The organism is Rhodococcoides navarretei (genome assembly GCF_038069675.1).
GTDB classification, from domain to species: Bacteria; Actinomycetota; Actinomycetes; order Mycobacteriales; family Mycobacteriaceae; genus Rhodococcoides; species Rhodococcoides navarretei.
Window position 1 is genome coordinate 772,608 of the sequence record NZ_JBBPCN010000001.1, and the last position, 25,788, is coordinate 798,395.

The window sequence follows — 25,788 nt, forward strand, 5'->3', positions numbered from 1 at the left end:
AGAGTCCGAATAGCGGCGAGGTCAATTCAGAACAGTGTCGGCTCGTCGAATCCCGGTACTCCCTCGATCCCGAGTATTCGTTGTTTGGTGTTCGCGCCACCGGGTGCCGAGAACCCGCCGACTTCCCGACCCGCGCCGAGTACTCGATGGCACGGGACGATGATCGGCACGGGGTTTCGCCCCAGCGCCCCGCCCACTGCTTGCGCCGCGCCGGGATGGCCCAGTCGGCGAGCGACGTCGCCGTAGGTCAGTGTCGCGCCCCGCGGAATCTCGCTGCACACGGTGTAGACCGAGGCGTCGAATTCGGAGACGTCCAGGACCAGCGGAATCGGGCTCATATCGACTGCCCGTCCATCGAGCAGTGCGACGATTCGCTCGATCGCGTCGCCAGCGAGTCCGTCGGCCGGTCCCCGAACGGCCCCGAAGCCGGCCAGGTAGTCCGCGATCGCTTCGTCCGACGGCTCGGGCAGGGCGACGGCAACCACTCCGTCCTCGGTCCAGGCGATGCCGCAGCGGCCGATGGCGGTGTCGAAGAGCGTGCAGCTCGGCATGGGTCCAGTATCCACCCGTACCACTTCGGCAGTCCAGTTGAACCAAGAATGGACTTGAATATCAGAGGCCAGTGGGCGAATACTGGAAAGCATGGCCTCGAGAGTTCTCAACGCAACGTCACTGGCCCGCGATCTCGGTAGCTGGCGCGGCGACGCGTCCTCCGATGGGTCTGGCAGGCGCAAGGCCTCGCGTCCTACGTATCGTGCGTTGGCCGACGGCGTCCGTCTTCTCATTCACGACGGCCGAATTCCGCTCGGAGTCGGTCTGCCCAGCGAGCGTGATCTGTCGGCGGCTCTCGATCTCAGTCGCACGACCATCACCTCCTCGTACTCGGTGCTGCGAGACGAGGGTTATCTGATCAGCAAGCAGGGATCGCGCAGTACCGTCGCCCTCCCCGCTGCACCCACCCCGAACGGACTGTTGATTCAGTCGACGTCGCCCTCAGGTCCGGTGGTGGACATGTCCCACGCGGCGATGTCCGCTGCAGACGGCACCATGACCGCCGCGTACGAATCTGCGCTGCAAGCACTTCCGACGTATCTTCCGACGCACGGCATGGAACCGATCGGACTGGCGGTGCTGCGGGAGGCCATCGCGCAACGCTTCGTCGAACGTGGCCTGCCGACGACGGCGGATCAGATCATGGTGACGTCCGGTGCGCAGCAAGCGGTTCGGCTGCTGCTGGGCACGTTGACGTCGCCCGGTGATCGGGTACTCATCGATCACCCGACGTACCCCAATGCCCTCGAGGCGATCAGAAGGGTGGGTGCCCGGCCGGTGCCGGTGCCGGTCCGTCCTGCGAACGGTGACTGGGATCTCGACGGGATTCGCAGTGCCGCACGGCAGACCGCCGCCAAGGTCGCGTATCTGATTCCGGACTTCCACAATCCCACCGGGCAGGTGCTCGATGCCGAGGGGCGGGCCGAACTCGCACGCATCACCCGCGACACCCGTATGACGCTCATCGTCGACGAGACCATGGTGGACCTGTGGCTCGACGCTCCGCCGCCGCCGCCGGTTGCGTCGTTCGGGCGGGTCTCGGGCTCCGATGTCGTCACGATCGGCTCTGCGTCCAAGTCGTTCTGGGGCGGGCTGCGCATCGGGTGGATCAGGGCGCACCCCTCGCTGGTTTCACAGCTGGCCGGCTCGCGGGCAGCGCACGACCTCGGCACCTCGATCATGGATCAGTTGGCGTCGTCGTTCCTACTGCAGGATGCCGAACCAGCGCTCGAACTTCGTCGATCGCAATTACGTGAGCGCCGCGACGTGCTCGAAGATGCTCTGGCCGAACATCTTCCGGACTGGCGTTATCGCCGCTCCGAGGGCGGAATGTCGCTGTGGCTGCAGCTGCCTGCGCCGGTGTCGAGTGCGCTCGCCGCTACTGCTCCGGCGTTCGGGGCGGTGCTGGCTGCGGGTCCACGATTCGGCGTCGAGGGTGCCTTCGAGCGTCATATCAGATTGCCGTATACCCGTGAGCCGCAAGAGCTTCGGGCCGCCATCGCCGCAACGGCCGGGGCGTATCGAGCCCTCGCTCCCAGTGCTGAGGCGGAGCAGCCGGCCCTGGTGTTCTGAAAGGCTGTGTTCTGACCGCGAACTCGAAGTTATGGATGGAAATGAGCCGAAAAGCGTCCACAACTTCGAGTTCGGCACAAACAGTTACGCCCAGACCGACGCGATGTCGGTAGCGGCGGCGGGCGGTGGCGTCGGGACCCCATTTTCGGTGCGGGAGAACCGCGGTGCCGGACGGTGCTGCGTGACGCCGCCGACGTCGATGAGCGAGTCGCGATCCTTCATGTGCGGGTGGTTCGGGGCCTCGGCGAAGGTGAGGACCGGTGACACGCACGCATCGGTGCCGTCGAAGATCGCGGTCCACTCGTCACGGGTCTTGGACAGGAATGTAGCGACGAACTTTTCGCGCAACTCCGGCCAACGAGACTTGTCCATCTGCGGCGGCAGGTCCGCATCGGCGAGTCCGAGGCCGGTGAGCAACTGCGCGTAGAACTGTGGCTCGAGCGAGCCGACTGCCATGTACTGGCCGTCGGAGGTCTCGTAGGTGTCGTAGAACGGAGCGCCCGTGTCGAGCAGGTTGGTGCCACGGTCGTCGCTCCATGCGCCGACGCCGCGCCAGGCCCAGATCATGTGCGAGAGTGCTGCGGTGCCGTCGACCATGGCGGCGTCGACCACCTGTCCCTGTCCGGAATTCTGGCGCTCGTAGAGCGCGGCCATGATGCCGAAGACGAGGAACATCGAGCCGCCGCCGAAGTCGCCGACCATGTTCAGCGGCGGCACGGGCCGCTCACCCTCGCGGCCGATGGCGTTCAGGACACCGGTGACGGAGATGTAGTTGATGTCGTGGCCTGCGGTCTGCGCCCAGGGGCCTTCCTGGCCCCAGCCGGTCATGCGGCCGTAGACCAGGCGCGGGTTGCGGGCGAGGGCGTCGTCGGGTCCGAGGCCGAGGCGCTCGGTGACGCCGGGGCGGAAACCCTCGATCAGCACGTCTGCGCGTTCGACGAGACCGAGCACCTTCTCGATGTCGGCCGGGTCCTTGAGGTTGGCCTCGACGATGGTGCGGCTGCGCAGCTGGTGGTCGTGAGGAGAGATCTGCCCGGCGCGCTGGACGCGCACCACGTCTGCACCGAGGTCTGCCAGCAGCAGTGCGGCGTGTGGGCCGGGGCCGATGCCCGCGAGTTCGACGATGCGGAGCCCTGCCAGCGGTCCACCAGTGTTAGCCACGTTTGTTGCCTCGTTCCGACTCGTCAGCTGCGATTGTGAATGGAGACTAACTTGTACTAGGGCGTCCAAGTGATGTGGGTGTGGATAATAGGGCTGTGACTGCCCCAGATCCCGTCCGTATCGGTACTCCGCTCACTCCCGGGGCCACCCGGGTGATGCTGCTCGGCTCGGGTGAGCTGGGCAAAGAGGTGATCATCGCGTTCCAGCGCCTCGGCGTCGAGGTGATTGCCGTCGATCGCTACGACAATGCTCCCGGCCATCAGGTCGCCCATCATGCATTCACGATCGACATGAGCAACTCCGAAGAACTTCTGGCACTGATCGATTCGCAGCAACCGGACTTCGTGGTGCCGGAGATCGAGGCCATCGCCACCGATGCCCTGGCCGAGGTCGAAGCCAGAGGCCGGAGTGTCGTGATTCCCACGGCCCGCGCGACTCAGTTGACCATGAACCGCGAGGGCATCAGGCGTCTCGCGGCCGAGGAGCTCGGGCTGCCGACGTCGCCCTACGCGTTCGCCGATTCGCTGGACGATGTTCGAGAAGCGTTGTCCACCATCGGCTTTCCTGCTGTCATCAAACCGGTCATGTCGTCGTCGGGCAAGGGTCAATCCGTCGTGCGCAGCGAGGACGATGTCGAGGCGGCGTGGGACTACGCCCTGAAGGGTGGCCGCGTCGACCTCGGTCGCGTCATCGTCGAGGGCTTCGTCGATTTCGATTACGAGATAACACTTCTCACCGTCCGAGCGGCCAATGGAACCTCGTTCTGCGAGCCGATCGGGCACCTCCAGGAATCCGGTGACTACATCGAATCCTGGCAACCCCAACCGATGTCCGACGCTGCCCTGGCGGGTGCGCGTGATGTTGCCGAGCGGATCACGACGGCGCTCGGTGGGCGTGGGTTGTTCGGCGTCGAGCTGTTCGTGCAGGGCGACAACGTGTACTTCTCCGAGGTCAGTCCGCGGCCGCACGACACGGGTCTGGTGACGCTTCGCACGCAACGCTTCTCGGAGTTCGAGTTGCATGCCCGCGCCGTTCTCGGTCTGCCGATCGACACGACGCTGCTCTCACCCGGTGCATCCGCGGTGATCTACGGCGGCGTCGATGCGGATGGCATCCACTTCGACGGCGTCGCCGATGCGTTGGCCGTCCCCGAGACCGACCTGCGCCTGTTCGGCAAGCCGACGAGTTTCGTCCGGCGTCGGATGGGGGTTGCGGTGTCGACGGCCTCGGACGTCGAGACTGCTCGCAACAGGGCACGCGAGGCCGCAGGCAAGGTGCATCCCGTCGCCTGACCCGACGCAGGGCAGACTGAGCCCATGAGCACGCTCGGAGAAGTCCTGGTCGGCCTGGTGATTCTGGTGGGCCTCGTCGGCATCGTGGTGCCGATTCTGCCCGGCACCATCCTGATCTTCGCTGCCGTCGGTGTGTGGGCGTGGTTCACCGGCGGAGCCGCCGCCTGGACCGTGTTCGCGATCGCGACGGTGCTGCTGGTTCTGAGTGGCGTCGTGAAGTACACCTGGCCGGGCCGGCGCATGCGGGAGGCCGGAGTGCCGATGCGATCGCTGATGGTCGGCGGTCTGCTCGGCATCGTCGGGTTCTTCGTGATACCTGTCGTCGGGCTGTTCATCGGCTTCATCGCGGGCGTCTACGTGGCCGAAATTCCCAGGCACCGCAATCATTCCGAGGCGTGGCGGTCCACCGTGCACGCCACCAAGGCCGCCGGGTTGTCGATTCTGGTGGAGCTGTTCGGTGCCCTGCTCGCCTCGGCGGTGTGGCTCGGCGGCGCTCTCTTCGTCTAAGTGACCCGATACCAAGCCCGGGCATTACCGTCGAGCACGGCTGGTAGGTCGCCGCCGACGGCATGGGAGATGATGTCGATGTCGGTCTCGGAGAACGGACGCGGAGCGCGTGTACCCGGTAGATCGGTGCCGAACATCAACGCTGCCGGATTCACGCGGTGAATCTTCTGCAGCGTGTCGACGATGTCGAGGTCCACCCGGCCGAATCCCGTTGCCTTGACGCGTACTCCGCGGTCCACGAGGTCGAGAAGATACGGAAGCCCCTGCGTGGACAGGCCCAGGTGATCGATGCTCACCGCCGGAAGTTTCGCGAGGATCGGTTCCAGCGAGAGCAGCAGGGACGCGTCGACGTACAGCTCGGCGTGCCACCCCACCAATTCGTGCACGCGACGTGCCTGGGTGGTGAGCATCTCGACGTCGGTCTCGCCGCGCTTGAGATTGAACCGCATTCCGCGCACGCCCGCGTCGTTCAACGCGACGATGTCCTCGTCGGAACACTCCGGATCGATCTGAGTGACGCCGACCCAGCCGCGTCCCAAAGTCTCCAGTGCAGCGAGTAGGTAGGTCTGGTCGGTGCCCTGAAACGATCCCGACACCACCGCACCGCCCGTGATACCGAGCCCGTCGACGTCGTAGAGGTAGTTCGAGATCGTGTACGGATCGGGCAGGAAACCGTGGTTCTCGATGAGCGGAAACTTCGGGTCGATGATGTGTAGGTGGGCGTCGAACACGGCCCCCAGCATGCCAGCTCGCGCATTCGGCGTCGCGGCCACCGTTCGTGGTGTTTGAATTCGAAACATGAAACCGGAGACCACAGTCGTTCTCGATGGATACACCTACTTCGAATGTCCGAGATGGCACGAGGGGAGGATCTGGGTATCGGACTTCTACAGCCATCGCGTCGTATCCGCCCTCGAAGACGGCACCGACGTACGGGTCGAAGCCGAGGTGCCCAATCAGCCGTCGGGCCTGGGATGGTTGCCCGACGGGCGGCTGCTCATCGTGTCGATGCGCGATTACAAACTGCTACTGCGTGAGAACGACGGCTCGCTGACCGTGCACGCCGATCTGTCGACGTATGTTCGGGCGAACCTCAACGACATGCTCGTCGACGCCCAGGGCCGCGCGTACATCGGGAACTTCGGCTTCGATCTGATGAACTTCGCGCCAGTCGAGACAGCCGATCTGATTCGCGTCGACCCGGACGGTTCCGCGCACGTCGTGGCGTCGGACCTGTATTTCCCCAACGGGATGGCGTTCACGGCTTCGGGTGAACTGCTCGTGGACGAGACGGTCGGCAACCGGGTCAGTGCCTTCGGCATCGCCGAGGACGGATCGTTGGGGGAGCGGCGCGACTGGGCGAAGTTCGGCGAACTACCGACGTCGACGGACATGGCGACGGCCATCGGCGAGGTGAAAGTGGCGGCCGACGGGTGCTGCATCGACACGGACGGCACGATGTGGATCGCCGACGCGCTGGGGCAGCGGGTGCTGCACGTCGCTCAGGGCGGGGAGATTCTTCAGCAGCTCGATTTCGATCTCGGGGTCTTCGCCTGCGGACTCGGCGGATCCGACGGCCGCACGCTGTTCGTCTGCGCTGCACCGGATTTCAACGAGCATCAACGCAAAATCGAAACCGAGGGAAAGCTGTTGGCGGTTCGGGTTTAGAGCGCTTCGCGCATGTGAGCGGAACTTCGTAGTGGGCTAGGAGGCAGGAGTGGAGCCTGCGGAACGACCCGCAGGCTCCACGCTCACATGCGGCGTAGCCGCTCTAGGCCTTGTCGGGCTCGGATGCCTTCAGCATGTCCTCGCGCTCGACGACCTTCACGCGCTCGCGGCCTTCGGGCTCGCCGAGTGAACGCTCGTGCGCGTCGAGGCGGTACCAGCCATCCCAGGTGGTGAACGGAACCTGCTTGCCTTCGAGGAACGAGGTGACCGCGTCCAGATCCGGCTCGGCCGCACCGGCGAAGCTCGGCGCATCCTCGAGCAGGTTCGCGACGGTCTCGTTCGCGTCGCCCTTGGTGTGGCCGATGAGGCCGACGGGTCCGCGCTTGATCCAGCCGGTGACGTACGTGGCGGGAACGGGTGTGGTGGAGTGCGGGGACTCGACGACGCGTCCGGCCTCGTTGGGGATGGTGCCTGCCTGCTCGTCGAACGGGAGCTGGCTGATGTTCTGGCTGAGGTAGCCGACTGCGCGGTAGACGGCTTGGACGTCCCAGTCGTTGTACTTGCCGGTGCCCTTGACGTTGCCGGTGCCGTCGAGCTCGGTGCGTTCGGTGCGTAGGCCGACGACCTTGCCGTCCGCGCCGAGTACCTCGTGCGGGGACTCGAAGAAGTGCAGGAACAGCTTGTGCGGGCGGTTGCCGACGTCGCGGATGGCCCAGTCCTGCAGGGTGTTGGCGACCATGTCGATCTGCTTGGAGCTGCGGCGGGCCTGCTCGGAGCCTTCGTCGTAGTCGATGTCCTCGGGGGCGACGATGACCTCGATGTTGGGTGAATGGTCGAGCTCGCGGAGCTCGAGCGGGGTGAACTTGGCCTGGGCCGGTCCACGGCGGCCGAAGACGTGCACCTCGATGGCCTTGTTGGCCTTGAGGCCCTCGTAGACGTTGGCGGGGATCTCGGTGGGCAGCAGTTCGTCGCCGGTCTTGGCGAGGACGCGTGCGACGTCGAGAGCGACGTTGCCGACACCGAGGACGGCGACCTTCTCGGCGTCGAGGGGCCAGGTGCGCGGTACGTCGGGGTGCCCGTCGTACCAGGAGACGAAGTCGGCGGCGCCGTAGCTGCCCTCGAGGTCGATACCGGGGATGTTGAGGGCGCGGTCGGCGTTGGCGCCGGTGGAGAAGATGACGGCGTCGTAGAAGCGGCGCAGGTCGTCGAGGGTGATGTCGTTGCCGTAGTCGATGTTGCCGAGCAGGCGGACCTGCGGCTTGTCGAGCACCTTGTGCAGCGCGGTGATGATGCCCTTGATGCGCGGGTGGTCGGGGGCGACGCCGTAGCGAATGAGCCCGAACGGTGCTGGCATCCGCTCGAAGAGGTCGATGCTCACGCCCGGTCCGCTGACATTGTGGTCGGACTTCATGAGCGCATCGGCGGCATAGATGCCGGCCGGTCCGGCACCGACGATGGCGACGCGGAGTGGACGAGTCTGATCAGTCATGTGCAGCGAGCTACCTTCTTCGAGGGAAGTGCGGACACCCCAGCATAAATTAAGGACAACCTGAGCTGGGGCAGTGGGCAACTTGCCGGATTTCCCGGTTTCCGGTAGGAATTGCTCTGTGCAGACGACATACCTGGTCCGACGGTTCACCGTCGACTTCTGTCGTACCTGCACCAACATGTGTTGTCGGTGACCTGACCCGACGCCCTTCCCCTCCCTGAACAGGACGGGACCCTCTTTCGACGGCAGCGCTGCCTGGATCAGCCCTCTCGCCGTGCACAGATTCGAGGACACATGACCACCCTGGAACAGACCACCACGCTCACTCTCGACAAGTTCGGCCCGTCGTTCGGTGCCGAGGTCATCGGCCTGGACGTCGCCTCGGCGACCGATGCGCAGGTTCATGCCGTGGGCCGCGCCCTCGTCGAACACAAGGTCCTGGTATTGCGCGGGCAGGCACTCGACGACGCGGCGCACATCGAATTCGGCCGTAGGCTCGGTGACCTCACCGCAGGTCATCCGGTACACGACAGCGGGCACGTCGCCCCCGAGGTGTACGCGTTGGACAGTCAGGACAACGGTTTCGCCGACGTCTGGCACACCGACGTCACGTTCATGGAACGCCCGCCGATGGGGTCGATCCTGCGTCCCGTCGTCCTGCCCCCGCACGGCGGTGACACCAACTGGGCCGACAGTCAGCTCGCGTACGAGTCGCTGTCGGCACCGGTTCGCCGCATGATCGACGGACTCACGGCAATCCACGACGGCAACCGAGAATTCGGCTACTACCTCGCGCAGAAGCGCGGCGGAAAAGGCAACGTGTGGGACGGCAAGGAAGTCACCGCGCTGGTTCCCGTCGAACATCCCGTCGTGCGGGTCCATCCGGAAACCGGCCGCAAGGGGCTGTTCGTCAATCCGGGTTTCACCTCGCACATCGTGGGGGTGTCCGAGGCCGAGAGTCGCGGGATCCTGGATCTGCTGTACGCGCACCTGACCAAGCCCGAACACATCGTGCGGCACCGCTGGCGATTGCGCGATCTGGTGTTGTGGGACAACCGCAGCACTTCGCACTACGCCAACCGCGACTACGGCACCGAGCGCCGCACGATGCACCGCATCACGTTACGAGGAGACATCCCGGTCGGCCCCCGATAGTGCTGAGCCCGTGGGATCGAGGAAGATTGCCGTCATGGCGTCGTGGAGTGAACGTAGGCAGCAGTGGGTCGACAGTCGTGAGGAAGCGCGCAACAACGCGTCGAAGGCCGCTGCCGACTCCGGAGAGCAGCGTGCGCCCACCGCGTGGCCGTTCATCATCGCTGTCGGCATCGTCGTCGTGTTGCTCGTCGGCATCTTCGCAGCCTCGAAGTTCGCGCCCGCCGAGGACAACGTGACACAAGCGCAGCTGCTCACCGACAGCCTCGACGGCTTCCTCGAAGCGCAGAACACCGGAGACGCGGATCTGCTGCGTCGGAACACCTGTTTCGATCAGGTCGAGCGCCTGATTCCGGGTGACGATGCGCAGTACCGAATCGATCGGGCCGGCGAGGTCGAGCGCAACGGCGAAACGTCCATCGACGGTGTGCCGTCGGAGTATCAGGTCAACGGCGACCGCGGAATGGTCACGGTCCCGCTGAAGGAAGAGAAATCCGGAGTGCAGACCGACGACGTGTGGAACTTCGTCCGTGTCGACGACAAGTGGCTGGTGTGCAATGTCTGATCTTGGTATGTGTGACGTAACAGCAAGTGACGGAAGGCTGAGCAAGTGACCTACGCAGGTGACATAACCCCGGAAGCCGCATGGGAATTGCTGCAGAGCAACCCCGAGGCCGTGCTCGTGGACGTTCGGACGCGCGCCGAGTGGCAGTATGTCGGCGTTCCGGACACCTCCGGTATCGAGCGTCCGACACATCTGATCGAGTGGGTCAGCTTCCCCGACGGTGCCAGAAACACCCACTTCGTCGAAGACCTGAAAGCCGCAGGCGTGGACGGGGAACGACCGGTGGTGTTCCTGTGCCGCTCCGGTCAGCGGTCCATCGGTGCCGCCGAGGCCGCGACGGCTGCAGGAATCGGCCCGTCCTACAACGTGCTCGACGGCTTCGAAGGTGCCACCGACGCCGACGGCCATCGCGGAGCCACGGGTTGGCGCGCGGTCGGGTTGCCCTGGAGGCAGTCGTGACGAACATTCCCAAAGGTGGGGGTTTCGACAAGCCGCTACCCGACGGTGTGGGTCAGGCAACGCTGGGAGTTCGCGGCGGCCTGATGCGATCCGGTTTCGACGAGAACGCCGAAGCACTGTATCTCTCTTCGGGTTTCGTCTACGAGAGCGCCGGTGCTGCCGAGCAAGCGTTCACCGGGGACATCGACCATTTCGTGTACTCGCGATACGGCAACCCGACGGTGAAGATGTTCGAGGAGCGGCTGCGGTTGATCGAGGGGGCCGAGGCGTGCTTCGGTACCTCGAGTGGAATGTCCGCGGTGTTCACCGCACTCGGCGCACTGTTGAAGGCCGGTGACCGATTGGTCGCTGCGCGTAGCCTTTTCGGTTCCTGCTTCGTCGTCTGCAACGAGATTCTGCCGCGCTGGGGTGTCGAGACCGTCTTCGTCGACGGCGAAGACCTCGAGCAGTGGGAGCAGGCGCTGTCGGTGCCGACGACGGCCGTGTTCTTCGAGACCCCGTCCAATCCGATGCAGTCGTTGGTCGATGTTCGACGCGTATCCGAGCTGGCTCATGCCGCCGGCGCAACGGTGGTGTTGGACAACGTATTCGCGACGCCGCTGCTGCAGCGCAGCCTGGAGCTCGGTGCCGATGTGGTGGTGTACTCGGGCACCAAGCACATCGACGGTCAGGGGCGGGTGCTCGGTGGTGCGATCCTCGGATCGAAGGAGTACATCGACGGACCGGTGCAGACCCTGATGCGGCACACCGGCCCTGCGCTGAGTCCGTTCAATGCCTGGACGCTGCTCAAGGGACTCGAGACGATGCCGGTGCGGGTGCGGCATTCGGTGAACTCCGCACTGCAGATCGCCGAATTCCTCGAAGGCCATCCGTCGGTGCGCTGGGTGAAATATCCCTTCCTGCAGTCACATCCGCAGTACGAGCTGGCCAAGTCGCAGATGTCGGGCGGCGGTACCGTCGTCACGTTCGAGCTCGACGCCCCCGAGGGAGAGGGCAAGAAGCGCGCCTTCGAGGTGCTCGACGCACTGCGTATCGTCGACATCTCCAACAACCTCGGTGACTCCAAGTCGCTGATCACCCACCCGGCGACCACCACGCACCGCGCGATGGGTCCGGAAGGGCGTGCGGCAGTGGGGATCACCGACGGCGTCGTGCGCATTTCCATCGGCCTCGAAGACACCGAGGATCTGATCGGAGATCTGGATCAGGCGTTGAAGTAGCCGGGTCAGCGCTCGAAGACGCTGAGCACCGTTCTGAACTTCGCGGTGGTTTCGTCGAGTTCGGCGTCGGGATCGGAGTTCTCGACGATGCCACCTCCGGCAGTAGCGGTGCCCGACAGTCCATCTGCCGAGAGCTCGATGCAGCGGATGGTCACCATCCATTCGCCGTCACCGCTACCGTCCGTCCATCCGACGGCTCCGGCGTAGAAGCCTCGAGATCCTTCGATGTCGGTGATCGCAGCCATTGCCGCGGCTCGGGGAACACCGGCGACGGCGGCGGTCGGATGCAGTGCCAGCGCGAGGTCGAGCGCGGACGTCGCGGGATCGGCCAGGGTCCCGACGATGGGCGTCGACAGGTGCCACAGCTGAGGAGTGCTGCTCAACTGGGGTGACTCGGGCACGTCGAGCGTCTTGCAGAACGGTTCCAACGCTGCCCTTATCTCGTCGACGACGAAGCGGTGCTCGGCTCGGTCCTTGGCGCTGGCCGCCAGCGCTGCGGAGATGCGTGATTCCTCGTCGGGGTCGGTGGACCGCGCTGCCGTTCCGGCGAACGGGTGGCAGGTGACGATGGTGCCGCGCTTACGCACCAGCAACTCGGGACTCGCACCGACGATGTGAGTGCCGGGCTTGCCTGCAGTGGACAGGTCGGCCAGGAAGCCGTTGCCCATCGGATCACGCGTGACGAGCGCGCTCAACACCGAGGCAGGCTCGATCGGCGAATCCGCCGTCACTTCGATGGCCCGCGCGAGCACGATCTTCTCTGCGACACCGGCTTCGAGTTGTTCGACGACAGCCCGCACTCTCTGTACGTGAACGTCAGGTTCCGGAATCTGCCGCGCGACGGTCACCGTCGGTAGCGACGGCAGAGCGTCCACGGTCGCCCAGGGTCCGTCGAGCCGGTAGAACTCCTCCGGCTCGATCAGGGCGGTGGCGTCGGACATGTCGAAAGGCAACGCGCCGACGACATTTCGGCCCGCCCGCACCGCGGCCACCGCGTCGGCGATATCGGGAAACGCGTGCCGGACGCCCAGTCCGACGACGTGGTGATCCTGGCGGGAGAGTACGAATTCGAGTGTCATCAGAACGGGTTCTGCGTGCGGCCCACCAGGTCTGCGACGGAATCGAGGACTTTGGTGGGTCGGAACGGGTACTGCTCGACGGACTGGACCGTCGAAATTCCGGTGAGAACCAGGATGGTCTGCAGCCCGGCTTCGAGTCCCGAGAGCACGTCGGTGTCCATCCGGTCGCCGATCATGAGTGTGTTCTCGGAGTGTCCGCCGATCGCGCGCAGCGCCGAACGCATCATCAGCGCGTTGGGCTTGCCCACGTAGTACGGCTCCTTGCCGGTGGCCTTGGTGATCAGCGCGGCCACCGAACCTGTCGCGGGCAACGAGCCCTCACGGGACGGGCCGGTGGCGTCGGGGTTGGTGGCGATGAAACGCGAACCCTTCTCGACGAGTCGAATGGCGGTGGTGATGGCCTCGAACGAATACGTCCGGGTCTCGCCGAGTACCACGTAATCCGGGCTCGAGTCGGTGAGGGTGTAGCCGATGTCGTGCAACGCGGTGGTCAGACCGGACTCGCCGACGACATACGCGCTGCCCCCGGGCCGCTGGGCACCCAGGAACGTGGCGGTGGCGAGAGCGGAGGTCCAGATCGACTTCTCCGGAATGTCCAGGCCGGTGAATGCCAGGCGCGCCCGCAGGTCGCGCGGTGTGCGAATGGAATTGTTCGTCAGCACGATGAACGGAATCTCGTTGGCCTGCAGCTCGGCGAGGAACGTATCGGCACCGGGAATCAGATGGTCCTCGTGAACCAGAACGCCGTCCATGTCCATCAAGTACGTCCACTGCTGAGGCTTCTCGGTTTCACTCACCCTTCCATTGTCTACTACCGGTACTCAGCTCGCCTGCAGTTCTTCGCTACGTCGGGAGTTGGCTCGGTGCTGTTGTCGCTCGCGGGCAGTCGTTCCGCCCCAGACTCCGAACGGTTCGTTGGCGGCCAGTGCGAACAGTCGGCATTGCTCGACGACCCCGCAGCCCGCGCACACCTGCTTCGCGCGGTCCTCCCGGGCGCGGCGTGCGGATCGCCCTTCGCCGGACGGGGAGAAGAAGATCTCCGAGTCCTGCCCGCGGCAGAGTGCGTCGATCTGCCAATTCCGAGATTCGACGTGCTCGACCATGGCTGACCCGTTCCTCGATGAGTGATGGACTCGACCGATCGTCGCGAGAATCTCCGCGTCGAGCAAGACTTCCGATCAGCGTGATTCGGACTGCCCCTGGTCCGTGGGATCGAGGCGAAAACGTCGACGGGTGCTACCTGCCCGCTGTCTTTGCTGCGTTCGCTGGGTTCGCTGGGTTCGGTGGGTTCGCGTTGTGCTCCAGAGCCGCGGAGACCCAGAACTGCAGTGCTGCCTCGTTCCTCAGCGCCGCTGCGTCGACGGTGATCCACCCTGCACCCATCAGCGATCGCGGCCCATGACAGCGTGGTGGGCTCCATCCACCCGAACCAGCAGAGCCCGCTTTCCGGTGCCGACGCACACCACCATCTTGTCTCGCACCGGGAACGCCAGACCGCTGAACATCTTCTGCTCGCAGACTTTCCTGGTCCGAGAGGATGTCGCGGATGCGATCTGCACGAAGCTCGTCGTACGCCATGTACTCGTACCACTCCGATGATGGTTGCCCTCATCGAAGACCTGATCGGTATTGGGCGTAAGCGTGGATCACCCGCCGTGTGGCATGCCGTCGGCTCCGGCGCATGTCTGTGCAGCGCAGAGCTGTGCCCTGAGATGGTGCTGGCCGTCATGCGGGTTGTCGTGGTTCTTCGTCCCCGGGGTCGTCGTGCTGGTCGGGTGGGTAGAGGACTTCTTCGGGGTGGTGTGCGTGGTTGATCAGCCCGCTCCTGCGCGGGTCCATTCCGGTGGGTGGGTGCCAGAGGGTGCGGCCTGGATAGCGATGTGTTGCTGTGGTTTTGGTGGTGGCCCATGTGTTCGGTCCGGTGCCGACGAGTGCGTGGTGCATGTCGCAGCCGAAGGTCAATCCGTCGATGTCGGTGTTGCCGCCGTCGACCCAGTCGGTCACATGATGGGCTTGGCACCAGGTCGCGGGACGGGTGCAGGACGGGAAGCTGCAGCCACGGTCACGGGCGATGAGCACGATGCGTTGGTCGGCGGAGGCGATGCGTTTCGATCGGCCGAGGTAGAGGGCTCTGCCGTGGTCGTCGAAGATGGTCAGGTAGTGGTGGGCGTGGGAGGCCATGCGGATGGCGTCGCGGATCGACACTCGTGATCCGGTGGCGGTCTTCGCGTAGCCGCGGCCGGCTTCGAGGTCTTTCAGGCTCATGGTGACGATCGCGGTGACGGGCAGGCCGCGATGGGTGCCGAGTGTGCCGGAGGCGAGGGTGTGTCGGAGCGCCAGTTTCAGGGCGTCGTGACGGCGTTCGTTCTGGGTGCGGATATCACGCTGGGCTGCGGCCGCGCGCGTGGACGCCGCCGCCTCGTCCCGTGCCTCACCGCTCTCGCCCTGCCCGCCAGCGGTACGACTGGCAGCAGGGCCGTCGGAGGAAGTGTCCTCGGAGGAGGTGTCTTCGGAGCCTGTGCCGCAACCGCATTCGAGGCCACCTCCGCAGTCGTCACCGCAGTGGCCACCTCCGCAGTCGCCGTCGCAGTCGCCGTCGCCGCAAGAGCCGTCACTGTCACATGGACCGTCGCCCCACAGTCCCGCATCATCTCGCCACCCGTGTTTCGGCTCCGGTAGCGGTGGTGTCTCGGTATCGGAGACCCCACCCGATACGGACGAATCCGGTTCGGCTGCTGCAGAATCGGGACGTGCACCGTCGCTCGCGCCTGGGGGGCTCTTGGTGTCCTCGCCGGAGGTCTCGTCGCTGTCGGTCTCTTCGTCGGTGATCGGTTGTCCGTCGGCAGGGTTGTACATGCCGGGTTTCGCGGCTTTGGAGAACAGGGCCTCGAGGTAAGCCCGCAACTCGGGGTCGACGCAGAATTTGCCTTCCGACATGCCGTCGGCACCTTGTTCGCCGAGGTAGAAGAAAGCATCGCGTCGCTTGCGTGGCTTGGGCTTACCGTCCTCGTCCTCGTCCTCGTCGTGATCGCCGTCGGGGTTGAGGATCGAATCCAGGTTCGCCACCAACGGCGCAAAATCGTCGGGCCGTCTGGTCGACGCGAAGCCCACCAACTGCTCCTCGGCGAGATCGCGGGTCTGCGGATCCACACTGGCAGGCAAGTGCTTGAAGAATTCGCGGATCATCTGCACGTGCTGGGCGTCGAGCAACCCGGCCCGCAATGCGTCGGCGGTATGCGGCAGCAACGGCGGCAGAACCTCGCCCGAGAGTGCGGTGCGATCCCCCAATTCGGCAGCCAGGCGTACTCGTGCGCCTGCTGTTCGTGGGGTGATCCGCAGCATCCATGCCACCGAGCACGGCACCGACCCCGGATACACATCGAGGCCGTGTTGAGCGATCAGCTCGTTGAGCCAGGAGTGCGAGTAGGCGGTCACCGATCGGGTGAGCGTTTCCATCCGTTGGATCACCGCACGCCGGTCGGCGTTCGTCCACGACACCGACGCCCGCCCGGCCAACTCCGCGACCGCGGACTCCACACGATCCACCAGCACCGAGAGTTCGGGATCGGACACCTCAGGGGCGGGCGGCACCGTCTCGATGCCGTCCACCCCTGATCCGCCGTCCCCCGAAAGCATGAACAGAATCTATCGCGACCCTCCGACAAGTTTTCGAACACACGTTCTTGCTCGCACTCAGCAGTCGAAACGGCCCGGTCGGAGCGCTGCACTATGTGGTGGATTACACATCGGCCACCAGTGTGACGTTATCGATTTTTGGTAACGACGAGTCGCGTAGATGCTGGTGGCGGCGTTCAATATCCCCCAAGGCGGACGTAACGACCACAGCAGCGTTGCTTGCATCGGTGACGAAAGCCACTGCTTGGCTGTCTCTCCGAGCTCGAGTGTCGAGCCGGTGTCCGATGTTGTGTGTTGACCCAGTGGGGATGATCGACATGAACGACGCATTTCGTTTCGCCGCTTCGGGCAGTTCACCGAAGGAACTGATCACGCGACTCCAGTTCGGTACGACGGATCTGTGGCCCGAGGATGTCGCCCTTCCGGCGCGTTGGCGCTACATGGCCGACCTTTTGGATTCCGATCGGGGCATGCTCGCCGAACTCGACGGTGCACTGTCGACACCGGTTGTGGACGCGCTCGTTGCGACGGCGGAACTGTGCAAGCAATCGGCCACCAGCTCTGTGCCCGCGGCCGATTGGCAGTACCTCCGGCGGGCGTTGGGGTGGCTCGAGCGTCGTAGTTCCGGTGTCGATCGCGCTCTCATCGCCGTGGCCGACGAGTTGGCGCTGATCGGGCTCGACGGAGTGGAACAGGATTTCTCGGTCGCGACCTGGCTGTGCATGGACGTGCTGGATCGGTTTGCCGCCACTGATCGAACAGTCGCGTATTGGATGCAACGCGTGGTCACCGACGCATCGAATACTGCTCAGCAGCAGCTTCATTCAGGTCCGGAAGGCAGCGAATGCGCTGAACTGTCGGTGGCCGTCTGACCGGTAAACGCGGCCTCTGCGTTCGAGTATCTTGGGACAGCTTTCGCTGCGCTGTGAACGGCGTCTCGGTCTGCACCTCGGTTTCGAGCGGAACAACGGCGTCGTGTCGACCGTTGTACTGCCTATGACACTAGCCGCAGTTGCAGCGTCCTACGGTGGACCGGACGCCATCGAGATCGTCGAACGAGAGCTACCCGAGCCGTCCGAAGGCGAGGTTCTGGTCGAGGTGAAGGCGATCGGCGTCAACCCCTTCGACTACAAGAGCTACAGCGGTGCGTTCGGCACCGATGCATCGAAGCTTCCGATCCCACTGGGCAGCGAGGCGTCGGGCATCGTCGTCGCGGTCGGCGAAGGTGTCGAGGGACCGGTCGGGCCTATCGCCGTCGGCGACGAAGTGATCGTGTCAGGCCAGAACGGTACGTACGCCGAGCGGATTCTGGTTCCTGCACGGTTCGTGTTCCCGAAGCCGGAAGCGTTGGATTGGAACGTTGCTGCTGGCGTACTGGCCGTGGCCGGAACTGCATACGACGCGTTGGAATCCGTCGGTGTCACGAGCGGAGACACGGTTCTCGTGCACGGGGCGGCAGGCGGCGTCGGGTCCGTGGTGGCTCAGCTCGCTCGGGAGCGCGGTGCCACCGTCATCGGGACTGCGCGCCGACAGAACCACGATGCACTTCGGGCCTACGGTGCCGAGCCCGTCGAGTACGGCGACGGACTCATCGACCGTGTGCGAGCAGCCGCACCGAATGGGGTGGATGCGGCAATCGACACGGTGGGCACCGATGAGGCCGTCGACGTATCACTCGAATTGCTCACGAACAGTTCGAGATTGGTCAGCACGGCAGCCTTCGGGCGGGCATCGTCGGACGGGTTTCTCACCGTCGGTGGGCCGGCGAGCATGGAGCGCCGACGCCTCGCATCGCCGGTGCTGCTGGAGCAGGCAGGTGCAGGCGTGTTCGAAGTGACTGTTGCCAAGACCTTCCCGCTCGACGACGTCGCGAAGGCGCATGCCGAACTGCAATCGACACACCCGCGTGGAAAGTTCGTCCTGATTCCGTGAGGACAAGGCCCGGCGCATGGGTTCTTACGAGCGATCGATGAACTCCTCGGTCACTCGGTGCGCGATGCCGTCGGGGTAGGGGCCCGACAGGATGAGAACGACATGATCGAATCCCGCGGCCACGGCGTCGCCGATGTCGTTTCTCGTCTTCTCGGGTTCCTCGAACGACACCCCGAGAGCGATCGATCGGGTGATCGTCGCCGGATCGCGCCCGATCTCGTCACAGAATCGGTCGAGTAACCTCGCTCGGTCGAGTGCATCGTCGAGGTCCCCGCCGGGGATGTTCCATGTGTCGGCGTGCGCGGCGACGAGACGCAGCACACCTGCTGCTCGGCCGCCGATGACGATCGGTGGGCCCGGTCGCTGAACAGGTTTCGGGTTCTGGAACGCCCCCACGAGATCGACGTGGGCACCGTGAAAGTCGAACGGTTCGTCCTCGGTCCAGAGCTTGCGAATCACGGTGAGCGATTCACCCAGCCGCGCTACGGCTTCCGCGGCGTCACTGTACGGAAGACCGCTGCCGTCGTATTCCCGTCGCGCCATCGGCACACTCGGCCGTGACCCGGCACCGATGCCGAAGTCCAGCCGACCGTGCGAGACCGCGTCGACCGTAGTAGCGATTTTTGCGAGGATCGCCGGTGGGCGAATGCGGTTGCTGGTGACCATGATTCCGAGTCTGATCCGCTCGGTCTGTGCGGCGAGTGCGGCCAGCATGGTCCAACCCTCGAAGATCGGGCCGTCGAGGTCGCCGCCGATGGGCATGAGGTGATCGAACAGCCACGCATGCTCGATCTCCGCGATGCCGTCTGCCTCGCACCACACCCGGAGAAGGTCTGCGTAAGAGACGTTCTGCGGAGGAGTCATAATCCCGAAACTTGCCATGTCAGCGTCTCCGCAGTGATGCGTCGAGCAGCGCGGGTGGGGTGTCGAACTTGTCGCCGGGAGCGAGATCGACACCGGGCAAGACGATCTCGTCGATCCTGTCGAGGATGTCGCCGGTCAGGACGGTGTCGGCCGCAGCGAGTTGCGAGTGTAGATGGGCGACAGTACGAGGCCCGACGATCGCACTGGTGACTCCCGGATGGGCGGTCACGAAACCGAGAGCGAGTTGGATCAACGTCAGCCCGGCATCGTCGGCTACCGCGACAAGTTTCTCCACAGCGTCGAGTTTGGCCTGTCCGGTGGGAGTGTCGGGACCGAAGCGTTCGGGCATCATCGTGGCGCGTTGGGAGGTCGCGGCCTGTCCTGCCCGGATGGCACCGGAGAGGAATCCGCCCGCCAGGGGGCTCCACGCGAGTACACCCATGCCGTATTCCTGGGTGACAGGAAGGACGTGAGATTCGATGCCGCGCTGCAGGATCGAGTACGGCGGCTGTTCGGTGACGAACCGTGCGAGATGGTGTTCCTTCGCGGCCCACTGCGCCTGCACGGTTCGGTACGCCGGATAGGTGGAGGATCCGAAGTAGCGAATTTTCCCGGCTCTCTGCAGATCCGTCAGGGCGGAGAGGGTTTCCTCGTCACTCGTCGTGGGATCCCATCGGTGTATCTGGTAGAGGTCGACGTGATCGGTGTCGAGTCGGCGCAGGCTGTTCTCGAGTTCGGTGACGATCCAGCGGCGGGAGCTGCCCTGATGGTTCCGTTCGTCGCCCATCGGGTTGAACACTTTCGTGGCTAGCACGACATTCTCGCGCCGACCTGCGATCGCCTTGCCGACCATCTCCTCGGACTGCCCCTGGCTGTACATGTCCGCGGTGTCGATGAGGTTGATGCCGCCCTCGAGTGCGGCATCGACGATCGCGGTGGCCTCGTCTTGCGTGGTGCGCCCGATGGCTCCGAAGTTCATCGCGCCGAGCGAGAGCGTGCTGACCTGGACGCCGGTTCGTCCCAGGGTGCGGTACTGCATGGTGATCTCCTCTTGGCCACTGTGGGGCTACTGTGTGCAAAAGCGGAACAACGTTCCGTAAACCAACATACGGAACGGTGTTCCGTTTGTCGATACCTGGAGGGACTGTGACCGAGGCAGAAGCCGAGCAGCCCAGGAAACGGGCGGATGCGAGGCGGAACGAAGCGACCTTGCTCGACGCGGCCGCGTCTGCATTCGTCGACTCGGGAGTAGAGGTGCCGGTGCGCGAGATTGCCCGGCGGGCCGGCGTCGGCGTCGGAACCATCTATCGGCACTTCCCGACGCGTGGTGATCTCGTCGTTGCTGTCTTCCGGCATCAGGTCGAAGCGTGTGCCGTCGCGGGTCAGGAGCTTCTCGCGGGCCGCGAATCACCGCACGCCGCGTTGGTGCTGTGGATCGACCGATTCGTCGACTTCCTGGTCACCAAACACGGTCTGGCCGAAGCGATGCAGTCGGACAGCGGCGGATTCGAAACCTTGCACAGCTACTTTCTGGATCGGCTTGTTCCCGTGTGCGAGTCACTGCTGGACGCCGCTGCGGACTCGGGGGAGATTGCGCCGGGGCAGACCGCACTGGAGCTGATGCGCGCGGTCGGAAACCTGTGTATCGGTGCAACGGATCCCCGCTACGACCCACGAAAAATGGCGCGGGTGTTGGTAGCGGGACTGCGTCTCACGACGAAACCTGACGAGATCGATTGATGGACGGTTGTTTCGCTTCGACCGGTTGGCGTGGGGCGTATGAACTCGACCGGCTTTCGAGCGGGAGACCGGATCTTCCTGAAGGTCGACGGACGGGGATCGGTAGCGCCCGGCTTTCGAGTCAGCGTGATTGCAACGGGCGCTCGCAGCGAATTCAGCGTCCACGTGGTGGCGGTCCAGGGTTGCTGTGCGGACAGGAGAGCTAACGATCGGGTCTCGACTCGAGTGGGGTACCGCTCGGCACGATCTACCATGTCCTCATGACTGCCGATCCGACCACGCCCGCACCGTCGACCAGCTCGGCGAACTGGAAGAGACGGGGCATCCTCGTCGGAGCCGGCATCGTTCTGTTGTTGATCGCGTACTTCGTCCTCGCCGCATTCCTGCCGCGCTGGTGGAGTCTGCGGGTCGAGAGTCTCGCGGATCGTACGTTCACCAAGGGCATTCTGTGGGGCCTGTTGTTCGGCATCGTCTGCACGTTCGCGCCGCTGGTGCTCTTCTGGAGCGCCTGGTCGGTACGCAAGGGTAGGGCGGGCAAGCAGCTCGCCATCGGAGCCGTGATCCTGGCTGTAGTGACGGCCATCCCGAACTTGTTGACGCTCACGATCGTCCTCGGCACCAGCAATGCCGCTCACGCCGGTGAACGCACCCTCGACACCAGCGCGCCGGGCTTCCGCGGCGCGACAGCACTCGGTGCCGTGATCGCCGTGGTTCTGGTTGCACTGCTCGTGTTCGTGGTGGTCCGGCGAAATCGTCGACGCAGAACTGCTGCTCTGCCGAAGTGACGGTCAGGCGTTACGCAACATCGTCGGCAGTTCCGTCAGGGACCCACTCGCTGTGATCGCACCGGTCGACCCCGTGGCCGTCGGGTCAGGATGAGCGGAGCGTCATGATCTCGGCACCGTCGTCGGTGATGACCACCGTGTGCTCGCTGTGCGCCGTGCGGCATCCCGTCGTACTCCGCAGAGTCCATCCGTCCTCGTCGGTGACGAGTTCGTCGGTGTCTTCCATGATCCAGGGCTCGAGTGCCAGCATCAGGCCGGGGCGAAGGCCGTAGCCGCGGCCCGGCCGCCCGTTGTTGGACACGTGCGGGTCCTGATGCATGGTGGAGCCGATTCCGTGGCCACCGAACTGCATGTTGATCGGGTAGCCGGCTTCGCGGAGGACTGTGCCGATGGCGTGCGAGATGTCGCCGATCTTGTTTCCCGGCCGCGCCGCAGCGATTCCTGCGGCCAACGCCCGTTCGGTGGCGTCGATCATTGCGGTGTCTTCTTTTCGGGGATCGCCGACGACGAAGCTGATGGCGGAGTCCGCTGCAACGCCGCCGAGGATCACGGCGAGATCGAGAGTCAGCAGATCGCCGTCGGCCAGGGCATAGTCGTGCGGAAGTCCATGTAGCACTGCATCGTTGACGGAGGTGCAGATGTAGTGACCGAAAGGGCCGCGGCCGAAGGACGGTGCGTAGTCGACATAGCAGGACGTTGCCCCGGCCCCGAGGATGATGTCTTTGGTCCACTCGTCGATCTCGAGCAGATTGGTGCCGACGGTGGCACGCTCGCGGACGGTCTGGAGAATTTCGGCGACCAGTGCTCCCGATTTGCGTGCGAGAGGGATCTTGCTCGGCGGGAGGATTTCGATCATGGTCTGCCTTTCGTCGTGTGACGAATAACTATACCGGTATAAGTATTGGCGTCTGGCTCGGACGGCGCGTCGACCCGAAGACTGTTCGTGCGACTCTATTTGCTGTGTCCGCTCATCTACTCGACGACCCCATCCGCAATTCCCTCGAAGGCGCGTTGGCGCGGTTCGCAGTCCGGCGCGGGCGGATAATCCGTGCCGATCCCGAGGTGTCTCCGTTTCTGGTTCACCCCGATGTCCTCGAACCTCAGGACTGGGAGGACATTGCGGCCCTGTTCGGCCCGCGCACCGTGGTGGGGATCGACGGTCCGGAACGTGAATTGCCCGCGGGGTGGTCGCATGTGGAGACATTCGGTTTGGTGCAGCTGATCGGCACGCATCTCGAAACGCGGCCCTTCGCCGAGGCGGTAGAGCTGACCGCTGTGGACGTCCCCGAGATGCTCGATCTGGTTCGCCGCACCGAGCCCGGGCCGTTTTTGCCTCGGACCATCGAACTCGGCACGTACCTCGGAGTCCGACGCGGCGGGGCTCTGATCGCGATGGCGGGCGAGCGCATGCACCCGCCGGGATGGACGGAGATCAGTGCGGTGTGCACCGACCCGGCGTTCCGCGGGCAGGGGCTGGCGGCCGATCTGGTTCGCGCCATCGGTCACGGTATCCGCGCCCGTGGCGAGGAGCCGTTCCTCCATGCGTCGGACGCGAATGTGCGCGCCATCGAGCTCTACTTGTCCATCGGATTCGAGCTACGTCGGACGTCTCACCTGACGTTGGTGAGAACGCCCGCACCGAACCCGAGATAGGTTCCGAAATCCGCTGTTGCGTGCTCTGAGCTCGAAGACATACCGTTACCTGTGCGAATAAATGGCGATGTGATCTACGACGACGGGCTGGTTCTTCTCGACGAGGCCGGTGTCACCCTGAGGCACTACTACTTCCCCTTGGCCACGAAAAAGTTCGTGCCGTACGACAAGATCCGCGCCGTCGACACAGCCGTCCTCGGCAACTGGAACGGGCGGTGGCGGCTATGGGGTGCGTCGACCGACGACCAGTGGCTTCCGCTGGACGTGATGCGTCCCAAGAAGGACACTGCAGTGGTGCTCACCATCCGCCGCATCTCGCCGGTCTTCACCCCCGACGATCCTGAACTCGTTGCCCGACTCATCCGCGAACGCATCACCGCTCCGGCGTGACGCGCCCCGACGAGCGGTTCACGCTTGCCAGCGAACGCACGTTTCTTGCCTGGTTGCGGACGTCGCTAGGCCTGCTCGCGGGCGGAATTGCGATCGTCCACCTCGTTCCTGATTTCAGTACGGGATGGGTACGGACGGCACTCGGCCTGATTCTGATCGGACTCGCCGCCGCGGCACCGATCATCGGCCTACGGCGGTGGATGCGCGTCCGAGATGCCTTGGAGAACGGTGCGCCGATGCCGGAATCGCGAGACTTGTGGATATTCGCCGTGGGTATCGGTTCGGTGGCGGTACTGGCGGCAGTGGTCACGGTTCTGGGGATCCAGTAGAGCGTGGCGAACCACCACAGGTGCACAATCGAAGGACTAGACGACCAACGACAGGAGTTCGGCGTGGCGCAGGGTCTCAAGCTCGGATACAAGGCATCGGCGGAGCAATTCGGACCGCGTGAGTTGGTCGAGCTCGGTGTACTCGCAGAGCAGCACGGGATGGATTCGGCGACGGTCAGCGACCACTTCCAGCCGTGGCGGCACGAGGGTGGGCACGCCCCGTTCTCGCTCGCCTGGATGACGGCCGTCGGTGAGCGTACGAACACAATTCAGCTCGGCACCTCGGTACTGACACCGACGTTCCGCTACAACCCGTCGGTCATCGCGCAGGCATTCGCGACGATGGGGTGCCTGTACCCGGGACGCATCATGCTCGGCGTGGGTACGGGCGAAGCACTCAACGAGATCGCCACCGGATTCACCGGCGAGTGGCCGGAATTCAAGGAACGTTTCGCGCGGCTGCGTGAGTCGGTGCGCTTGATGCGCGAGCTGTGGCTCGGCGACCGCGTCGACTTCGAGGGCGAGTACTACACGACCAAGGGCGCGTCGATCTACGACGTTCCCGAGGGCGGCATCCCGGTGTACATCGCGGCCGGCGGACCCGTCGTCGCGCGGTATGCAGGACGCGCGGGCGACGGATTCATCTGCACCTCGGGCAAGGGCATGGAGCTCTACACCGACAAGCTGCTTCCGGCCGTGGAAGAGGGCGCGGGCAAGGCCGAGCGCGACGCCGGTGAGATCGACAAGATGATCGAGATCAAGATCAGCTACGACACCGACCCCGAACTGGCGCTGGAGAATTGCCGCTTCTGGGCCCCGCTGTCTCTGACGCCCGAGCAGAAGCACTCGATCGACGACCCCATCGAGATGGAGAAGGCCGCCGACGAGCTGCCGATCGAGCAGGTCGCCAAGCGCTGGATCGTGGCTTCGGACCCCGACGAGGCAGTGGAGAAGGTCAAGCAGTACACCGATGCCGGTCTGAATCACCTGGTGTTCCACGCGCCGGGCCACGATCAGAAGCGGTTCCTCGAACTCTTTGAGAAGGACCTCGCGCCGCGCCTACGCAAGCTCGGCTGACTCCCGAGAGGGCTAGAGATCGGCCGTGAGTGCGAACAATCGCATGTCACGGTCGGTCCGGGTTTCGTATTCGCCGTACACCTCGACCATCGCGTCGAACTGTCGGTAGATGCGGGCCTTCTCGTCGCCGGTGATGCGGGTTGCCGTCACCGGAATTTTCTTGCCGCCGATGGCCACGACGGCCTTCGGGTCGGCGAGGAGGTTCGACGTCCACGCCGGGTGGTGCTGTTGACCGAAATTGGATCCGACGACGTAGATCTTGTCGTCCTCCCGGTAGTAGAGCAGCGGACTCGTCCTGGGCTTGCCGGACTTACGGCCGGTGGTGGTCAACAACACCACCGGTGCCGCGATGGGTCCGAGGACGGTGAAGCGGCCGTCGGATTTGGTCAGCAACCACCGGTCGACGCCTGCAAGGTTCCTGATGACCCAGGAACCGGGCTTCGTCGACGCGAACTTCACGGCGGGCTTGCGGATGAACGAGGTTTCGCTGCCCCAGCGCACATCCGGGAACGGTGATTCGGCCATGGTTCATGGGACAACCCGACCGCGCCCGGTGTCAACACCCCAACCCACTGGGCAGGAGTGGAGCCTGCGGAACGACCCTTATCTGGCAGGAGTGGAGCCTGCGGAACGACCCCTACTAGGCAGGAGTGGAGCCTGCGGAAC

The 25,788-nt window shown here is 64.7% G+C and carries 29 protein-coding genes; 16 read left to right on the forward strand and 13 right to left on the reverse strand.

Translation table 11 applies throughout. The features are described from left to right. Positions 1 to 26: 26 nt before the first annotated feature. Positions 27 to 551, reverse strand: a complete 525-nt coding sequence (locus AABD04_RS03795; RefSeq protein WP_341440268.1) for a methylated-DNA--[protein]-cysteine S-methyltransferase — start codon at positions 549 to 551, stop codon at positions 27 to 29. Between the two features lie 91 nt (positions 552 to 642). Between AABD04_RS03795 and yczR the strand changes: the two genes are divergently transcribed. Next, positions 643 to 2,124 (forward strand): MocR-like transcription factor YczR, encoded by a 1,482-nt coding sequence (yczR, locus tag AABD04_RS03800; RefSeq protein ID WP_341440269.1) that lies wholly within the window; start codon positions 643 to 645, stop codon positions 2,122 to 2,124. 84 nt (positions 2,125 to 2,208) lie between these two features. Here the strand turns inward: yczR and AABD04_RS03805 are convergent, their stop codons facing one another. Further along, a complete protein-coding gene (locus tag AABD04_RS03805) occupies positions 2,209 to 3,285 on the reverse strand; it encodes a CaiB/BaiF CoA transferase family protein (protein WP_341440270.1) in 1,077 nt (358 codons plus the stop codon). 95 nt (positions 3,286 to 3,380) lie between these two features. Here AABD04_RS03805 and purT point away from each other — a divergent pair, with 95 nt between their 5' ends. Next, the gene (gene purT, locus AABD04_RS03810) at positions 3,381 to 4,577 is read left to right on the forward strand and encodes a formate-dependent phosphoribosylglycinamide formyltransferase (protein ID WP_308198476.1); all 1,197 of its coding nucleotides are present in this window, start codon (positions 3,381 to 3,383) and stop codon (positions 4,575 to 4,577) included. Positions 4,578 to 4,601: 24 nt separating this feature from the next. Continuing rightward, positions 4,602 to 5,084, forward strand: coding sequence for a DUF456 domain-containing protein (locus AABD04_RS03815; protein ID WP_341440271.1), 483 nt, complete (start codon positions 4,602 to 4,604; stop codon positions 5,082 to 5,084). Here AABD04_RS03815 and AABD04_RS03820 read toward each other — a convergent pair. Further along, complete coding sequence (locus AABD04_RS03820) at positions 5,081 to 5,815, reverse strand: amidohydrolase family protein (protein WP_243594536.1); 735 nt, start codon at positions 5,813 to 5,815, stop codon at positions 5,081 to 5,083. The two genes, AABD04_RS03815 and AABD04_RS03820, sit on opposite strands and share 4 nt — an antisense overlap. Before the next feature lie 67 nt (positions 5,816 to 5,882). Here AABD04_RS03820 and AABD04_RS03825 point away from each other — a divergent pair, with 67 nt between their 5' ends. After that, positions 5,883 to 6,752, forward strand: coding sequence for an SMP-30/gluconolactonase/LRE family protein (locus tag AABD04_RS03825; protein WP_341440272.1), 870 nt, complete (start codon positions 5,883 to 5,885; stop codon positions 6,750 to 6,752). Positions 6,753 to 6,855: 103 nt separating this feature from the next. Here the strand turns inward: AABD04_RS03825 and AABD04_RS03830 are convergent, their stop codons facing one another. Beyond that, entirely contained in the window at positions 6,856 to 8,241 is a 1,386-nt protein-coding gene (locus tag AABD04_RS03830) for an FAD-dependent oxidoreductase (RefSeq protein WP_341440273.1), read from the reverse strand. A 294-nt stretch (positions 8,242 to 8,535) separates the two neighbouring features. Here AABD04_RS03830 and AABD04_RS03835 point away from each other — a divergent pair, with 294 nt between their 5' ends. From AABD04_RS03835 to AABD04_RS03850, 4 genes are read left to right on the forward strand one after another with little or no spacing between them, the layout of a single operon-like run. Further along, positions 8,536 to 9,396 (forward strand): TauD/TfdA dioxygenase family protein, encoded by an 861-nt coding sequence (locus AABD04_RS03835; protein WP_341440274.1) that lies wholly within the window; start codon positions 8,536 to 8,538, stop codon positions 9,394 to 9,396. Positions 9,397 to 9,430: 34 nt separating this feature from the next. After that, on the forward strand, positions 9,431 to 9,958 hold the full coding sequence (locus AABD04_RS03840) for an Rv0361 family membrane protein (protein ID WP_341440275.1): 528 nt from the start codon (positions 9,431 to 9,433) through the stop codon (positions 9,956 to 9,958). A 45-nt stretch (positions 9,959 to 10,003) separates the two neighbouring features. After that, positions 10,004 to 10,417, forward strand: coding sequence for a rhodanese-like domain-containing protein (locus tag AABD04_RS03845; RefSeq protein ID WP_341440276.1), 414 nt, complete (start codon positions 10,004 to 10,006; stop codon positions 10,415 to 10,417). Further along, on the forward strand, positions 10,414 to 11,637 hold the full coding sequence (locus AABD04_RS03850) for an O-succinylhomoserine sulfhydrylase (protein WP_341440277.1): 1,224 nt from the start codon (positions 10,414 to 10,416) through the stop codon (positions 11,635 to 11,637). Before AABD04_RS03845 ends, AABD04_RS03850 begins: the two co-directional genes overlap by 4 nt. 5 nt (positions 11,638 to 11,642) lie before the next feature. On the opposite strand, the gene AABD04_RS03855 is transcribed toward AABD04_RS03850, so the two are convergent. From AABD04_RS03855 to AABD04_RS03875, 5 genes are all read right to left on the reverse strand, one after another. Then, on the reverse strand, positions 11,643 to 12,716 hold the full coding sequence (locus AABD04_RS03855) for an isochorismate synthase (RefSeq protein ID WP_341440278.1): 1,074 nt from the start codon (positions 12,714 to 12,716) through the stop codon (positions 11,643 to 11,645). After that, positions 12,716 to 13,474, reverse strand: a complete 759-nt coding sequence (locus AABD04_RS03860) for an HAD-IIA family hydrolase (RefSeq protein WP_243608722.1) — start codon at positions 13,472 to 13,474, stop codon at positions 12,716 to 12,718. The genes AABD04_RS03855 and AABD04_RS03860 overlap by 1 nt, the downstream gene beginning before the upstream one ends. 63 nt (positions 13,475 to 13,537) lie before the next feature. Continuing rightward, positions 13,538 to 13,819, reverse strand: a complete 282-nt coding sequence (locus tag AABD04_RS03865) for a WhiB family transcriptional regulator (RefSeq protein ID WP_243594529.1) — start codon at positions 13,817 to 13,819, stop codon at positions 13,538 to 13,540. A gap of 279 nt (positions 13,820 to 14,098) precedes the next feature. After that, the gene (locus tag AABD04_RS03870) at positions 14,099 to 14,275 is read right to left on the reverse strand and encodes a hypothetical protein (protein WP_243594528.1); all 177 of its coding nucleotides are present in this window, start codon (positions 14,273 to 14,275) and stop codon (positions 14,099 to 14,101) included. A 166-nt stretch (positions 14,276 to 14,441) separates the two neighbouring features. Further along, a complete protein-coding gene (locus tag AABD04_RS03875) occupies positions 14,442 to 16,352 on the reverse strand; it encodes an HNH endonuclease signature motif containing protein (protein ID WP_341440279.1) in 1,911 nt (636 codons plus the stop codon). A gap of 317 nt (positions 16,353 to 16,669) precedes the next feature. On the opposite strand from AABD04_RS03875, the gene AABD04_RS03880 reads away from it, so the two are divergent. Both AABD04_RS03880 and AABD04_RS03885 read left to right on the forward strand, forming a co-directional pair. Next, complete coding sequence (locus tag AABD04_RS03880) at positions 16,670 to 17,224, forward strand: hypothetical protein (protein ID WP_341440280.1); 555 nt, start codon at positions 16,670 to 16,672, stop codon at positions 17,222 to 17,224. A gap of 124 nt (positions 17,225 to 17,348) precedes the next feature. Next, a complete protein-coding gene (locus AABD04_RS03885; RefSeq protein WP_341440281.1) occupies positions 17,349 to 18,284 on the forward strand; it encodes an NADP-dependent oxidoreductase in 936 nt (311 codons plus the stop codon). Positions 18,285 to 18,308: 24 nt separating this feature from the next. Here the strand turns inward: AABD04_RS03885 and AABD04_RS03890 are convergent, their stop codons facing one another. Both AABD04_RS03890 and AABD04_RS03895 read right to left on the reverse strand, forming a co-directional pair. After that, positions 18,309 to 19,166 (reverse strand): LLM class flavin-dependent oxidoreductase, encoded by an 858-nt coding sequence (locus AABD04_RS03890; RefSeq protein ID WP_341440282.1) that lies wholly within the window; start codon positions 19,164 to 19,166, stop codon positions 18,309 to 18,311. Position 19,167: 1 nt separating this feature from the next. Next, complete coding sequence (locus tag AABD04_RS03895) at positions 19,168 to 20,187, reverse strand: aldo/keto reductase (RefSeq protein ID WP_243608613.1); 1,020 nt, start codon at positions 20,185 to 20,187, stop codon at positions 19,168 to 19,170. A gap of 107 nt (positions 20,188 to 20,294) precedes the next feature. Between AABD04_RS03895 and AABD04_RS03900 the strand changes: the two genes are divergently transcribed. Both AABD04_RS03900 and AABD04_RS03905 read left to right on the forward strand, forming a co-directional pair. After that, on the forward strand, positions 20,295 to 20,888 hold the full coding sequence (locus AABD04_RS03900) for a TetR/AcrR family transcriptional regulator (protein ID WP_341440283.1): 594 nt from the start codon (positions 20,295 to 20,297) through the stop codon (positions 20,886 to 20,888). A 260-nt stretch (positions 20,889 to 21,148) separates the two neighbouring features. Beyond that, positions 21,149 to 21,673: a permease gene (locus AABD04_RS03905; RefSeq protein WP_341440284.1), complete on the forward strand. Its 525-nt coding sequence runs from the start codon at positions 21,149 to 21,151 to the stop codon at positions 21,671 to 21,673. Positions 21,674 to 21,758: 85 nt separating this feature from the next. On the opposite strand, the gene map is transcribed toward AABD04_RS03905, so the two are convergent. After that, positions 21,759 to 22,529 carry a type I methionyl aminopeptidase gene (gene map / locus AABD04_RS03910; protein ID WP_341440285.1) on the reverse strand — a complete coding sequence of 257 codons (771 nt, stop codon included), beginning with the start codon at positions 22,527 to 22,529 and terminating at the stop codon, positions 21,759 to 21,761. A 104-nt stretch (positions 22,530 to 22,633) separates the two neighbouring features. Between map and AABD04_RS03915 the strand changes: the two genes are divergently transcribed. The 4 genes from AABD04_RS03915 to fgd all read left to right on the forward strand — a co-directional run bounded on the left by AABD04_RS03915 (position 22,634) and on the right by fgd (position 25,122). Further along, complete coding sequence (locus AABD04_RS03915) at positions 22,634 to 23,326, forward strand: GNAT family N-acetyltransferase (RefSeq protein ID WP_341440286.1); 693 nt, start codon at positions 22,634 to 22,636, stop codon at positions 23,324 to 23,326. Between the two features lie 69 nt (positions 23,327 to 23,395). Continuing rightward, positions 23,396 to 23,716 (forward strand): hypothetical protein, encoded by a 321-nt coding sequence (locus tag AABD04_RS03920; protein WP_335741725.1) that lies wholly within the window; start codon positions 23,396 to 23,398, stop codon positions 23,714 to 23,716. Next, positions 23,713 to 24,045, forward strand: a complete 333-nt coding sequence (locus tag AABD04_RS03925; RefSeq protein ID WP_341440287.1) for a YidH family protein — start codon at positions 23,713 to 23,715, stop codon at positions 24,043 to 24,045. Before AABD04_RS03920 ends, AABD04_RS03925 begins: the two co-directional genes overlap by 4 nt. A gap of 63 nt (positions 24,046 to 24,108) precedes the next feature. After that, the gene (gene fgd, locus AABD04_RS03930; protein WP_032401751.1) at positions 24,109 to 25,122 is read left to right on the forward strand and encodes a glucose-6-phosphate dehydrogenase (coenzyme-F420); all 1,014 of its coding nucleotides are present in this window, start codon (positions 24,109 to 24,111) and stop codon (positions 25,120 to 25,122) included. Between the two features lie 12 nt (positions 25,123 to 25,134). Here the strand turns inward: fgd and AABD04_RS03935 are convergent, their stop codons facing one another. Then, positions 25,135 to 25,647: a nitroreductase/quinone reductase family protein gene (locus tag AABD04_RS03935; RefSeq protein ID WP_243608606.1), complete on the reverse strand. Its 513-nt coding sequence runs from the start codon at positions 25,645 to 25,647 to the stop codon at positions 25,135 to 25,137. Positions 25,648 to 25,788 lie beyond the last annotated feature (141 nt).